The sequence below is a fragment of the Massilibacterium senegalense genome, assembly GCF_001375675.1.
Taxonomy (GTDB): Bacteria; Bacillota; Bacilli; order Bacillales; family Massilibacteriaceae; genus Massilibacterium; species Massilibacterium senegalense.
This window is the reverse complement of the sequence record NZ_LN831786.1, coordinates 244,293-257,967: the sequence shown is the minus strand read 5'-3', so window position 1 is coordinate 257,967 and position 13,675 is coordinate 244,293. Positions and strand designations below refer to the sequence as shown.

Annotated in this window: 17 protein-coding genes and 1 riboswitch; of the genes, 4 read left to right on the top strand and 13 right to left on the bottom strand. The window is 36.6% G+C overall.

The window, feature by feature from the left end:
* The first annotated feature begins 10 nt into the window (after nucleotides 1-10).
* Genes BN1372_RS04670 through BN1372_RS04660 form a run of 3 tightly spaced genes read left to right on the top strand, consistent with a single transcriptional unit; the run spans nucleotide 11 to nucleotide 3,107 of the window.
* Nucleotides 11-748: a DUF459 domain-containing protein gene (locus tag BN1372_RS04670; RefSeq protein ID WP_062197696.1), complete on the top strand. Its 738-nt coding sequence runs from the start codon at nucleotides 11-13 to the stop codon at nucleotides 746-748.
* Nucleotides 749-762: 14 nt separating this feature from the next.
* On the top strand, nucleotides 763-1,935 hold the full coding sequence (locus tag BN1372_RS04665) for a dicarboxylate/amino acid:cation symporter (RefSeq protein WP_062197695.1): 1,173 nt from the start codon (nucleotides 763-765) through the stop codon (nucleotides 1,933-1,935).
* A gap of 11 nt (nucleotides 1,936-1,946) precedes the next feature.
* On the top strand, nucleotides 1,947-3,107 hold the full coding sequence (locus BN1372_RS04660; RefSeq protein ID WP_062197694.1) for a site-2 protease family protein: 1,161 nt from the start codon (nucleotides 1,947-1,949) through the stop codon (nucleotides 3,105-3,107).
* Nucleotides 3,108-3,114: 7 nt separating this feature from the next.
* Here BN1372_RS04660 and BN1372_RS04655 read toward each other — a convergent pair whose 3' ends face one another.
* From BN1372_RS04655 to BN1372_RS04610, 10 genes are all read right to left on the bottom strand, one after another.
* Complete coding sequence (locus tag BN1372_RS04655) at nucleotides 3,115-4,050, bottom strand: alpha/beta hydrolase (RefSeq protein WP_074018133.1); 936 nt, start codon at nucleotides 4,048-4,050, stop codon at nucleotides 3,115-3,117.
* 139 nt (nucleotides 4,051-4,189) lie between these two features.
* Entirely contained in the window at nucleotides 4,190-5,950 is a 1,761-nt protein-coding gene (gene thiC, locus BN1372_RS04650) for a phosphomethylpyrimidine synthase ThiC (RefSeq protein WP_062197693.1), read from the bottom strand.
* Between the two features lie 126 nt (nucleotides 5,951-6,076).
* Nucleotides 6,077-6,192: riboswitch (TPP riboswitch) on the bottom strand.
* A gap of 82 nt (nucleotides 6,193-6,274) precedes the next feature.
* A complete protein-coding gene (locus BN1372_RS04645) occupies nucleotides 6,275-6,976 on the bottom strand; it encodes an ATP-binding cassette domain-containing protein (RefSeq protein WP_062197692.1) in 702 nt (233 codons plus the stop codon).
* Between the two features lies 1 nt (nucleotide 6,977).
* Complete coding sequence (locus BN1372_RS04640; protein ID WP_187118391.1) at nucleotides 6,978-7,346, bottom strand: GntR family transcriptional regulator; 369 nt, start codon at nucleotides 7,344-7,346, stop codon at nucleotides 6,978-6,980.
* Nucleotides 7,346-8,071, bottom strand: a complete 726-nt coding sequence (locus BN1372_RS04635; protein WP_062197690.1) for a hypothetical protein — start codon at nucleotides 8,069-8,071, stop codon at nucleotides 7,346-7,348. The genes BN1372_RS04640 and BN1372_RS04635 overlap by 1 nt, the downstream gene beginning before the upstream one ends.
* A gap of 203 nt (nucleotides 8,072-8,274) precedes the next feature.
* Complete coding sequence (locus BN1372_RS14925; protein ID WP_147515340.1) at nucleotides 8,275-8,574, bottom strand: hypothetical protein; 300 nt, start codon at nucleotides 8,572-8,574, stop codon at nucleotides 8,275-8,277.
* Nucleotides 8,556-8,777, bottom strand: coding sequence for a hypothetical protein (locus tag BN1372_RS14920; protein WP_147515339.1), 222 nt, complete (start codon nucleotides 8,775-8,777; stop codon nucleotides 8,556-8,558). Before BN1372_RS14920 ends, BN1372_RS14925 begins: the two co-directional genes overlap by 19 nt.
* A gap of 796 nt (nucleotides 8,778-9,573) precedes the next feature.
* The gene (locus BN1372_RS04620; RefSeq protein ID WP_147515338.1) at nucleotides 9,574-9,825 is read right to left on the bottom strand and encodes a hypothetical protein; all 252 of its coding nucleotides are present in this window, start codon (nucleotides 9,823-9,825) and stop codon (nucleotides 9,574-9,576) included.
* 4 nt (nucleotides 9,826-9,829) lie between these two features.
* Complete coding sequence (locus tag BN1372_RS04615) at nucleotides 9,830-10,117, bottom strand: hypothetical protein (RefSeq protein ID WP_062197686.1); 288 nt, start codon at nucleotides 10,115-10,117, stop codon at nucleotides 9,830-9,832.
* A gap of 303 nt (nucleotides 10,118-10,420) precedes the next feature.
* Nucleotides 10,421-12,010 (bottom strand): PAS domain S-box protein, encoded by a 1,590-nt coding sequence (locus BN1372_RS04610; RefSeq protein WP_062197685.1) that lies wholly within the window; start codon nucleotides 12,008-12,010, stop codon nucleotides 10,421-10,423.
* 134 nt (nucleotides 12,011-12,144) lie between these two features.
* Here BN1372_RS04610 and BN1372_RS15140 point away from each other — a divergent pair, with 134 nt between their 5' ends.
* Nucleotides 12,145-12,294 (top strand): hypothetical protein, encoded by a 150-nt coding sequence (locus tag BN1372_RS15140; RefSeq protein ID WP_154662972.1) that lies wholly within the window; start codon nucleotides 12,145-12,147, stop codon nucleotides 12,292-12,294.
* 49 nt (nucleotides 12,295-12,343) lie between these two features.
* Here BN1372_RS15140 and BN1372_RS14530 read toward each other — a convergent pair whose 3' ends face one another.
* The 3 genes from BN1372_RS14530 to BN1372_RS04605 all read right to left on the bottom strand — a co-directional run bounded on the left by BN1372_RS14530 (nucleotide 12,344) and on the right by BN1372_RS04605 (nucleotide 13,627).
* Nucleotides 12,344-12,433: a YjcZ family sporulation protein gene (locus BN1372_RS14530; protein WP_147515337.1), complete on the bottom strand. Its 90-nt coding sequence runs from the start codon at nucleotides 12,431-12,433 to the stop codon at nucleotides 12,344-12,346.
* Nucleotides 12,434-12,613: 180 nt separating this feature from the next.
* Nucleotides 12,614-12,781, bottom strand: a complete 168-nt coding sequence (locus tag BN1372_RS14525; protein ID WP_074018132.1) for a type II toxin-antitoxin system antitoxin — start codon at nucleotides 12,779-12,781, stop codon at nucleotides 12,614-12,616.
* Nucleotides 12,782-12,784: 3 nt separating this feature from the next.
* Entirely contained in the window at nucleotides 12,785-13,627 is an 843-nt protein-coding gene (locus BN1372_RS04605; RefSeq protein WP_062197684.1) for an SPFH domain-containing protein, read from the bottom strand.
* Nucleotides 13,628-13,675: the final 48 nt, after the last annotated feature.

Genomic DNA, 13,675 nt, shown 5'->3' with positions numbered 1-13,675 from the left:
AGATGAATGAGTGAAAAAAATATCGCTTATTAGTATCATTATTTTTTTACTTTTTACTAGTTTAATAGGATGTACCACTACGAAAGAACCAAAAGAGAAAAAAGTTGAAAAACGAAACGTTCATCTAGTTGCTGTTGGCGATTCGTTAACCGTTGGACTAAAAGGAACAAATGGTGGATATGTTGAGCTTCTTGAAGAAAAGTTGAACGAACAACCAGGTGTTCAAAAAGTGACGGTTGATAACTATGCCATTGTCGGCAATCGAACGGAACAATTAATGAATCGTTTAGAAGAAAAAGAAGTACAAATATCGATTAAAAATGCTAATTTTATTGTGTTAACAATCGGTGGGAACGATATGATGAAAACGGTTCGAAAAAATATACTATCGTTAAAAATGAAAGATTTTGACAAAGCAAAGAGAGAATATGATCATCAGCTACACCTTATTTTTAAAAAGCTTCGTTCATTAAATAAAAAAGCACCTATTTATTATATCGGATTATATAATCCTTTCGAAAAAACGTTAAGCGAAGTTCCAGAAATCGGAACCATTATTGAGTCATACAATGAAGTTGCAAAATCTGCGACAAAAGATTACGATAACATTCGTTACGTTTCTGTTTTTGATGATTTTTCAAACAGCAAAGAAGCTGTCGTAAGTGAAGATGATCAATTTCATCCAAATGACAATGGCTATGAAATAGTGGCTGATGCTGTTTGGAAAGAGATGAAAAAAGATTTTTAAATTCGGAGGTTTGTATGAAACGGTTTAAATTAGGTTTACTTCCCGCTATTATCATAGCGATTGTACTAGGAATTATCATCGGTTCGTTTAGCCCAAAAGAGGTGTTACGAACGTTAGCTACGTTTAATGAGATTTTTGGAAAATTTTTATCATTCGTCGTTCCACTCATTATTCTTGGATTTGTAACACCTGGTATCGGGCAACTTGGCCAAAGGGCTGGAAAATTGTTAGGAATGACGACAATTGTTGCTTATGTATCGACTATCCTTGCTGGAAGTCTTGCGTTTTTAACTGCAACTTCTATTTTTCCGAGTTTTTTAGAAGTAGGAAGCTTAGCGATTAGCGGAAAAAATCCAGAAGAATCACTAGCGAAACCATTTTTTAACATGGAGTTGGATCCTATTATCGGAATTATGCCAGCCCTTCTCTTATCATTTACGTTAGGATTAGGAATGGCAACAATTAAAAATTCTCAACTTTTAAAAGTGACAGAAGAATTTGGAGAAATTATTGGAAAACTAATTAAAAATGTGATTATTCCTTTACTCCCTGTTCATATTTTAGGGATTTTCGCCAATATGACCTATGCAGGAGAAGTTGCGATTATTTTATCTGTTTTTGCAAAAGTATTTTTAATTGTCATTGGACTTCATATTTTATATTTACTTTTACAATATTCCGTAGCTGGTGCTTTTTCAAAACAAAATCCATTCCAGTTAATTAAAACGATGCTTCCTGCTTATTTTACGGCTTTAGGTACACAATCTTCTGCAGCGACGATTCCCGTAACATTAGCGCAAACGAAGAAAAATGGTGTAAAAGAAAGCATCGCAAATTTTGTTGTTCCACTAAGTGCAACAATTCATTTATCGGGTAGTACGATTACCCTTGTCAGTTGTTCCCTAGCAGTCATGATGTTACACGATATGAGCATTAATTTTTTACATCTATTCCCCTTTATTTTAATGCTTGGGATAACGATGATTGCAGCACCTGGAATTCCTGGTGGTGCTGTGATGGCGGCCGTTGGATTACTTGATTCCATGCTTCACTTTAACGGCACATTAATCTCTCTTATGATTGCACTTTATATTGCACAAGATAGTTTTGGAACTGCATGTAATGTTACAGGAGACGGAGCAATTGCTATTGTTGTTGACGAAATAAATAGCAAAGGAAAAGAATGAGGTGAACGAATGTGACCAATGAAACAAAAACGGCGAAAAAAAGTGGGATTGGTATACTCACTGCCATTGGGATTCTTCTATTATCTAAATTAAAATGGGTCATTGGCTTACTTAAATTTTCAAAATTCGGCGCAACCTTTATCTCGATGATTGTTTCTCTATGGGCATACGCCGTTCTTTTTGGTTGGAAATTTGCCATTGCAATTGTATATTTAATTTTTATTCATGAAATGGGGCACCTTCTATTTGCTAAAATAAAAGGATTAAAAACATCACCGGCTATTTTCTTACCATTTATGGGAGCAGTCATTGCCCATAAACGGCCAGAAGATGTTAAAACAGAAGCGTTCGTCGCTTATGGTGGTCCTTTGTTTGGTTTACTCAGCTTTTTGCCGTTTATTCCACTTTATATGCAAACTGGCGATCCGTTATGGGCAATGTTTATCTATTTAGGCGCATTTATTAATTTATTTAACTTAATGCCTGTTTCGCCGCTAGATGGCGGACGAATTATCGCCGTCTTATCGACAAAGGCTTGGTTTTTCGGCATTTTATTAATCATCGGATACGTCTTTTTTACTGGCAGTCCCATTGCTTTACTCATTTTACTTTTTGGTATCTTTTCTCTTTGGGGACGGATGCGTGAAGATTACCAAGTACAGCTATTATCTGCTCAAAATGACGTGAACCATGAAATGATTGACCGTATTTCCACCTTAAAACGAGAAGCATTTCAACAAGTTATTGATGATGAAAATCGGACATATTTTACGGAAAGTGGATTGCGGATTTATTTAGGAGTAGAAATTGATCGCGACATCAAAGCGCTCGAAGAACAATTTCAACTAAAAAAGAGATTTTATTGGCCATTTTTCCAAGACAATGAAAAAGTAGCTCAAGAAATACGAAGATATAAAATAGAACGATTACGTCAATTGTTGCATTATATAAAAAGTGACCAAATTGCCTACGAAGATTTTATTGAGTTAAGTCGTCAATTGTCTCATGAAATAACGGAAAACGAAAAACATCAAGAATCGTTACGCACGTACTACGTGACCGATAAAAAAACAAAATGGACATACTTTTTCTTATACATTGCACTTGTCGGTGTCTTATCTTATTTGTCTTACTACGGCATTCAAATTTCAGAAACAGAATTGCAAAAATAACCGTTGCTTACTCGCAACGGTTATTTTTTTCTAGCCAGGCAACGATATCTGCGTATACTTGTTCTTTATTCGATTCTTGTAAAAGTTCATGTCGCGCTCGTTCATATAGCTTTACAGTTACATGATTGATGCCATTTTGTACGTAACTATCTACCGCTTCTTGTACCCCTTTTCCAAAATTACCAACCGGGTCTTCTGCACCACTAACGAACAAAATCGGTAAATCTGGACGAATCTTTTGAATTTCTTTCTTTTTGTACAATTGTTTGATCCCAGTAAATAAATCATAGTAAAATTGCGTCGTACAAATTCCTCCGCACATATCATCGTCCATATATACATCCACTTGTTTATCATCACTCGATAACCAATCAAAATCTGTCCTATTCGGACGAAACTTTTTGTTAAACGAACCAAACGAAAGTTGATTTAGCAAAGGACTTGGCGTTTGTTTCCCTTTTCGTTTTATTTCTTTTTTTGCAATAATCCGACCAACATCTCCTTGCCACTTCGGATTTCCGCCTGTTCCAGAGAGGATAACAGCATCCATCTCTTTGCTATATAGTTCCATTAATCTTCTTACAATAAACGACCCCATACTATGTCCAAAAATGGTGACGGGTACACCGGGATGTATTTCCTTCATTGATTTCATCCGTTCATATCCGTCTTGCACGACACGTTCAAACCCTCCTACTTCTGCAAAAAAACCATATACTCCATTCCGTTTTGCTGTTTGCCCATGTCCTCGTTGGTCATGACCATACACTTCATATCCTTGCTTGGTTAAAAACGTCGCAAATGGTGAATAACGCAAAATATGTTCTGCCATTCCGTGAAAAAGAATAATAATCCCTTTTGGATTTGGCGTATCGCTCGACCAATGAACCGTAAATAATTCATGCTTGTCACTCATTGGAATAAATGCCGTTTGAATGTTCAACCCCCCCTTGGTCTAGTTCTCTTATCTTAACAAGTAGTGTTGCGTTCCCTCGTCTTTTCCCACTTATCGTCTATTTTACACTATTTTTTCACAACAAAGGCGATAGCTGATTGCTATCGCCTTTGTCCATTTTTTATTATTACGAGTAGATGTTTGCTCCTTTTTTAACGAATTCTTCTGACTTTTCTTTCATTCCTTCTTCAATTGCTTCGTCTAAGGTAATTTTATTTTCATCTGCGTATTTGCGAATGTCTTGTGTAATTTTCATGCTACAGAATTTTGGTCCACACATCGAACAAAAATGAGCTGTTTTTGCTCCTTCTGCTGGTAATGTTTCATCGTGGTATTCAATAGCACGTTCCGGATCTAGTGCTAAATTGAATTGGTCGCGCCAACGGAATTCGAAACGTGCTTTTGATAATGCGTCATCGCGTACTTGTGCATTTGGTAATCCTTTTGCAAGGTCTGCTGCATGCGCTGCGATTTTATATGCAATAACCCCTTCGCGTACATCATGTTTATTTGGTAATCCTAAATGTTCTTTCGGTGTTACGTAACAAAGCATAGCAGTGCCGTGCCAAGCAATCATTGCTGCTCCAATAGCAGATGTAATATGGTCATAGCCTGGTGCGATGTCTGTTGTTAATGGACCTAATGTATAGAACGGTGCATCGTGACAAATTTCACGTTCTAAGTCGATATTTTCTTTAATTTTATGCATAGGTACGTGACCTGGACCTTCAATCATCACTTGTACGTCATGTTTCCATGCGATTTCTGTTAATTCTCCTAATGTACGTAATTCTGCAAATTGCGCTTCATCGTTTGCATCCGCAATAGAACCTGGACGTAACCCGTCACCTAGTGAAACAGAAATATCGTACTGTTTTAAAATGTCACAAATATCTTCAAAGTGAGTGTATAAGAAATTTTCTTCGTGATGTGCTAAACACCAAGCAGCCATAATCGAACCACCGCGTGATACAATTCCTGTTGTACGTGCCGTTGTCATCGGAATATAACGCATTAACACACCAGCATGAATGGTAAAGTAGTCCACACCCTGCTCTGCCTGTTCAATTAACGTATCACGGTACACTTCCCACGAAAGGTCTTCTGCTACCCCGTTTACTTTTTCTAATGCTTGATAAATCGGTACTGTCCCTACAGGAACTGGAGAGTTACGAATAATCCATTCACGTGTTGTATGAATATTTTTACCTGTTGATAAATCCATAATCGTATCAGAGCCCCAACGTACTGCCCATGTCATTTTTTCTACTTCTTCAAAAATAGATGACGTTACAGCTGAGTTTCCAATGTTTGCATTAATTTTCGTATGGAAATTACGCCCGATAATCATCGGTTCTATTTCAGGGTGGTTAATATTTGCTGGAATAATCGCACGTCCTGCCGCAACTTCTGAACGAACAAATTCAGGATCCATCCCTTCACGAATGGCGATATACTCTATTTCAGGTGTAATCATTCCTTTTTTTGCATAATGCATTTGGGTTACATTTTTTCCTGCTTTCGCACGAAGTGGATGTTCGTTTGAATATTTGAATTCTTCTGTGTTTTTTAAATGTTCTTCTGTCGTAAATCCGTTATCAACCGGAAGTACTTTACGACCTTCATAACGTTCTACATCCCCGCGTTCTTCAATCCAAGAAGCACGTAATTTTGTCAACCCTTCATAAATATTAATCTCGCAACTTTCATCGGTATACGCACCGCTCGTATCATAGACACGAATTGGCTCATTTGGTGTCTCACCTTGGTCATTGACCGTTGGTGAAAGTGCAATTTCACGAAATGGAACTTGAATGTCTTCACGCGAACCTTTTACATATACTTTTTTACTGCTTGGAAACGGTTGAATGATTTGTTCTTTTTCCATGTTTATGTAGCCTCCTATATTTAATGTGACTACTACCGAGACCGCGGATACCAGGCGAATACATAAAAAAAACGACCCTCATTTTATGAGACCCGCTTATAGACGCCAATGTAAAATAGACGATTGTCTATTGTTACACTACTTTCCTACGCTGGTATGATCCAGATCAGGTCCAAAGGGTTTAGAAACGTCAAACATGTTTCAATCTCAGTCTATACTCATAGACACCCCTAGTAGTACACGATATTAACTTCGCCACCATCATAACATTCATAACAGTCATTTGCAACCATATTTTTGAAATCAATCTTTTGACCTATTTTTCTACAATTCTTTTTTTAATGGAGCGAGTTCTTGACGAAGCCATGTACCGCACGTATATCCGTCATTTTGCAGCTTTTCTACGCGAACGTTTTTTTCTATTTTTCCATCTCGTAACAATACTAAACAATCAAACAATGGTTCAAGCTCGAGTACGTCATGGGTAGCGATAATAATGGTTTGTTTCTCAGGTTCGAATATCGCAATGATACTATTGATCCACGCTTGACGAATATGTTGGTCTAAACCAGAAAGGGGCTCATCTAATAATAAATACGGAACATCGCACGCTAATGCTAAAGCAAGATTAATCACCTTTTGTTCCCCTTTCGAACATTGCCCCATCCTTTGTCCTTTAACGATTGGTATCCATTTCTTCAGTTCCATCCACTTTGCATCGTTAAAGCTCGGATGTTGCAAACGATAATAGTCGATCCATTTTTCTACTGACATAAATGGATAAAAAGACGATTCTTTCGAAACGTACCGAACTGATGCACCACTCGTTCTGTCTATCGCTTTTCCATTAATCGACAACGTCCCTTGATTTGGCTTCTTTAAACCAGCCATTAGTTGGAGCAAAGTCGTTTTTCCTACTCCATTTTTGCCAACAAGCCCAATGATTTCTCCCATCGGAACGGTCCACGAACAGTTTTCTAGTACTCGCTTTTTGCTATACCATTTTGATACATTCTCCACCTTCATCTTACTTTCCACCTTCTTTCATCGCTTGTTTTACCCGCTCAATTAGTTCCTCTCCGGTTACACCTAACTCGTTCATCTGAGCAATAAATAAGTTCAGTTCTGTCGTAATCATCTCGTTTTTCATTTTGATAATCTCACTTTCTTCTTCCGTTACAAACGTTCCTTGCCCGCGTTTCGTAAACGCAAGATGATGCTCTTCTAATTCCCGATACGCACGTTGAATCGTATTTGGATTCACTCCACAAGTGAGTGCCATTTCCCTGACAGACGGCAGTTTTTCACCATGCCGATACGTTCCTTGAATCATTTGTTTGCAAATCCATTCATAAATTTGCAAATAAATCGCCTTTTGTGTATCAAACTCTTTCATCATGACACCTCTATTTTTTTATCTAACAAAAAACATGCTATTTTCACAAACATAATTAATAAAAGACCAATTAGTAAAAGTGCGTCACCGCTAACATCAGCCAAAAATAATTGAAACGATTCATCCTCTGGACCAACCGTAAAAGACGCACCATATGGAATTTGCAGCACCCTTTCCCAAAAGAAAGGAAACGTCAATAACTTTGCAATCAACACAAGACTACCGAAAAACAAGAAAAGCGTTAACACTTCCACCCAAACATTCGCCCGACTTTTTCCGTAGTAATATACGAGCGTACATAACAGTACAACAATCGATACGACTACACTTAAAAAAATGGTTCCAACGATAAACGAAACTAACGGAAAATCAGTCATTAGATACGGTGAAAATAAAAAAATGGTACTTACAAATAACAACAGCCAAATGAGAAAACTAGCCATCCACTTACTTGATAAAAGAAAAAAAGCAGATTGTTCTTGTTGCAACCAAACATCATCATATTTCCATTCCCATTGAATCGCACTCACTAGAAAGGAAGACAATGCAACAAATAAAACTCCCGTTGTAAAAAACAATTGTAACGTCATCCAAATATCTTTTGAGATTGTTTGTAATAAGCCAAATCCAATACCAAACATACTAACAATAATGATTGCCATAATGATTGCCTCTTTTCGTAATAAATACGCATCTTTTTTAACTGATTGAAACCAAGCAGCCATACTTCTCACTCCCTTGTATTAGTGTATTAACCAAATAGTACACTAATACAAATAAACAGGCAAGAGCATTTTCAACAAAATAAAAAAACTCCATTTTTAGAGAGTTTTCTCCAGAAAGTGCTTTGCAATGAGTAATCCGCTTGTTGTCACCATTGGCGAACCACCTCCCAGATTGGTGGAAACGCCGACAAAATAAACAATTTTTAAATCGTTGCTTTTATTTCTTGGATAAAAAAACTTGTTTTCCGCGTATTACTAGAAGGACCGTACAGGGCTCCTGCATAAGCATAGTAATCTTGTTCAATCTGAACTGGTCCCACTACTTTGTCTTTTACAATAAACGGACGAATATTAAAACCGTCATCTGCTACTTTTGCATAAATAAGTTCTTTATACCTCTCATATTGTTCGGTTTGTGTACAGGTAATACTCGGAGCATTCACTAAAATGAATAAATCATCCACGAATGCTTTTGTTTCATCGGTCACTGCTGAGTTGTACACATGATTGTTGGCTTCTTACGAAATGTTTTCGTTTGAAATAAGTCAATAAATTCTTGCACGTAATCATCAGAAAAAAACACATTATGATGCTGCCAGCAAGGTAACCGTTTGGATAACCCAACCATACTAACAAAAGCAGAAATCAATGGTCCATATGTGTTCACAGCATCTGAAAAAATGGAACGATGTTGTTCGTTTACCATTTTCGGAAAGGCACCCAACACATCACCATTCACAAAAACCGCGTCACACTGAATTTCTTGTCCAGATGCGATTTTCCTGCTTCTACTCATCGTTCTCGAACGATGAACTCCGTCACTCCGGCTTCTGCCATTAACGTTACATCCATTTTTCACGCTAATTGTTCAAATTCTTTGACAATCGATACGTTGCCACCTTTCGTATAATACACACCATCATTTAGTTCTAAGTGGGCAATCATCGAAAACGTGGCTGGCATCTGATATAGAGAAGAACCAACGTATGTCTCATAACGCGATGGTCTTGAAAATATCGCTGATGAAAATGGTACATCGTTTCAAATGAACATCGCTAATCCTAAAGATGGCGATGCATAATCGATTATACTCGTAAACACACGTGATAAAAAATGCTGTTTTGAAATATCATAGATTCGTTTCACTTCTTTTACGTACGCATCATACTATTCGCTCGCTCCGAATCTATTTTCATCGTCTCATGGTTCGAAGAAAAGGAGAAAGAACACCCGTCTGCAAATTGATTTCAGGTATGAACCGATAATTTTTTAAATTGGAAATAATCATCAGTATTTTCTCCTGTTGGGGCAATCACATGCTGAAATACTTCTGGCATTGTGATCATATTGGGTCCAAAATCAAACGCATACTTTTCTAATTAATATGGTCTCATTTGTCCACCAAAATGAGCATTTTTTTCACAAACAATTACTTCTAATCCTGCATTTCGTAACGTAATGGCTGATACAAAAAGGAAAAACCGTATTGTTTTGACGCTAAGTCACCGAATAGCCGCTACAACCAAATTGTGAATAGCGAAAAAGATTCCGGTAAATATCCCGTACATCGCTAAAAACAACGGCAATACAAAGCTAACACTATAAAAAATTGGGAACGATACAACAAACAAAATAGAGAGGTTCAACCCACTGTACACATTTTTTGCAAGTCCTTCCCATATTTCTCGATTCGAATCGTACATATAACACGTAATACCCCTTGTCACATTAAGCAACGTTACTTTATGTCCCACTTTTTTATTTCTCGAGCAATGTCACATCATCGACAATTTCCCCTTGTATTGCTACAAGTCCACCTAATTCGTTGTATGGAAAAATAGAAGAGTTCCAGTGAGAGTACGTTGTATGATTCGCCACAAGGATCGGGAAATGGAGATAGACAATAGTTTTAGAGAATTGCATGACCCGTTGCAAGCACCACCAACCAGCAAATCTGATAGTTAACAGAACATTAAATAACTTCAATCCAAGCACATCGTCATATGTATACTTTTCGAATAAAATACCATATCGACCCCTAACCATTCTCTAAACATCGATAAACAAAGAACGAAAATGCTGTAAAAATCCCCTAGCTTTACTCCTAATTTTCTTCATATAAATTCATAATAGTATCCCCGGTAATATATAAAAACACAGCATTCGACCATTATAACCACGGTGGTAATACGTTAAAGCCTACTAAAATTAGTCCGTTTATGTACCAAAAAATAAAAAAGTAATAGATGGTATTCATCGTTTCTCCATTCTTCTTATTGTTTGTTATGCATAGGTAATTAGCCTCCTTGAAAAGGGAAGATTTTTTTCTTACAAAAAAAGACGACAGTGTCACACTGTCGTCTCATCCGTTAGAATTGGTAAAAATATTTTTACCGTCGTCCCTACCTTTTCTTTACTGATAATTTCTAAATGACCTTGATGATTATCAATAATGCGCTGTGTTACCATTAATCCAAGGCCTGTTCCGTCATCTTTCGTAGTAAAGAATGGATCATACACTTGTTTTAAAACGTGTGCTGGTATTCCACACCCATCATCTTTCACTTGAATCTCCATCCACTTCCCAGTAGCCGAAATTTGAATTTGAATCGTCCCATTTTCTTGAATCGCTTCCATCGCATTTTTCATTAAATTAATTAATACTTGCTTTAATTGGTTTGGTTCACATCGAACATTTGGTAAATTGTCTTCAATTATAACATTCATTTTGACGTTCGAATACATATATTGAGAATCATATAACACAAATAATTCATCAAATAACGTTTTTAGTTGCACAGATTGAAATTTAATTGCTTGTGGTTTTGCTAAAACTAAAAATTCACTCATAATTAAATTAATTCGGTGTAATTCTGTTAACATGTAATTTGCATATTGTTCATACGTTTTATCTTGTTGTATCATTTGCACAAATCCAGAAATGACGGTTAATGGATTTTTCACTTCATGCGCAACACCAGCCGCCATTTCTCCTACCATCGCTAATTTTTCCGAACGAATTAATAATTCTTCTGTCTTTTTTTGCTCAGTAATATCTCGCGAAATTGCCGATAACACGATAATTTGTTGATTGATAGAATGAATCGGAGAAATCGTAATCGCAACATCTAACACTTTCCCGTCCCGATGCACGTGCTTCACTTCTAATCCTGCCACTTTTTCTCCTTGCACCGCAGCATGCCAACGTTCTTTTACCACCTCATAATCCGTTTCTATTAAAATAGGCATCATCCGATTGATTATTTCCTTTTTTTCCCACCCATACATTTGTTCAAAGGCAGGATTTACATTCATGACTTTTCCATCTAAATCATAGACAACAATCGCATCTTTAGTATCATTAAAAAATGATTTATAATGTTGTTGTGTCGAAAATAATTCTTTCTTTACTTGTTTCTCACTTCGGTCGGCTTCTTGAAGCAAAGCGTTCATCACTCGGATTTCTAACACAAAATACAAGATTAAAAAAACAGCAAATAACACGAAGTACCAAACATCTGCAAATACCATTTGTTTAATGGATGGATAAAAACGATTTTCAAAAAACAACAACAAACCAGTAACCGATAAAACACCTGAATAAATGGTTACACGTAAATCTTTTATGTATGTACTAAATATAATTCCGATAAATAAAAACAAATAATGAATGTAATGGGGAGAGACTACATTTAAATAAAATAAATAAATATAATATGTCGTTGTTAATGCGTATGGAATAATCGTTGGGTATTTTCGTTTTATGACTAAATACGTTAAAATAACAAGTAATACAGGCGCAATTGGTGGCCAAATAACATCTAAACGCTCTAAACGTGGATATAACTGAATGTGTAAAAGCACATCTAAAATATACATTGCCCACATAAAAATAAGCATTAATTGATTGCGTCTCCAAGTTAAATTTATTTGTTTCATTGGCGTTCTCCTTCGTCATCCATCATCTTTTTCTATTTTACCATTAATTAAATAGGGACAATAAGTTCTTTTTACCCATTCTTTGTACAAATTTTCACTCATTATCCATCTTGCGTATAGAAAGGAGAATGTTTATGTTTGAATTATCGATTATCGCCTTTATTTTCTCACTTGTATTTTTTACATATGGAAAGAAAAAGCAAATGAGTCTTTTATATTTTTATGCTGTAATTTTACTTGTTTTATCGATTGCTGGATTCGTTATGACAATTTTAAAACAGTAAACAAACCACCACAGGAGAAACCCTCCTAGTGGTGGCACTTTTACTTTCATTAGTAACGGTAGCAAGAACATCCAATAATGATTAGTAAAATGAACAATACAACGATTAACGCAAAACCGCCTCCGTAATAGTAGCCCATCACAATCCCTCCATTCATTTTATGTGAGAGCCAACTAGCTCTCTTCATCAATACCATATGTCTGTAGGCGCAAAAAATCGTGGGCACTTGCCTGTTAAACAAGCATTTTTTTTCTTTTTGGCGGTATTTTGTACGAATACCTAAAAAACGCTTCCCATCCAAAGGACAAGAAGCGTTTTATTATTCTTCGTTTTTTTTCCGATCGAGTCTTCCAGCTTTTTTCACTGCATCACGTAAAACAAATTCAATGTGAGCATTCACACTTCGAAATTCATCATCGGCCCATTTTTTAATCACTTCGTACAACGCAGGGTCGATTCGAAGTGGGAAACTCTTTTTTTGGGCCATTTTTTAATATAAGCTCCCCGCATTAATGACCGGTTGTGCTCCTCGATCGGATACAACAGCTACGAGCAAATTGGAAACCATTTGCGCTTTTCTTTCTTCATCTAAGTCAATGACACCGTCTTTTTGCAATTGTTCAATGGCAGATTGCACCATGCCAACAGCTCCGTCGACAATTTGTTTTCGTGCTGCAACAATTGCTTGCGCCTGCTGACGTTGCAACATCGCACTAGCAATTTCTGCTGAATACGCAAGGTGTGTCAATCGTGCTTCAAGCACTTCTACACCCGCTACTTGTAATCGTTCTTGTAATTCCCGAATTAACTCTTCTACTACTTCTGAAGAATTTCCACGTAACGAAATGACATTTTCCTCATAAACATCGTACGGATACTTCGTTCCAACGTGACGAAGGGCTGTTTCACTTTGAATTTCTACAAAATCATCATAATCATCAACATCAAACATGGCTTTCGCTGTATCCACTACTTTAAAAACAATCACTGCTGCAATTTCAATCGGATTTCCATCAATATCGTTTACTTTTAATTTCGCACTATTAAAATTTCGTACCCGTAAAGAGACATGTTTTCGTACACTAAAGGGAACTGTTAAAAAGAAGCCCTCTTCCCGAATCGTTCCTAAATATTTTCCAAAAAAGAGGACGACTTTGGATTCATTTGGCTGTACAATGACAATCCCACTTAAAAGAACAACCGCTACCAACACACTAATAATCGTCACGACTACTTGTTCATTCATGACTCCCAAAAAAGCTACTGCCAGTAATCCAAATACAAGCCCGATTCCAATGAAGCCATTCATTTTCCACGCTTTTTTCTCTACCATGTTACCGCCTCCACTTGCATATCTTTATTATATTATTATGATATCACT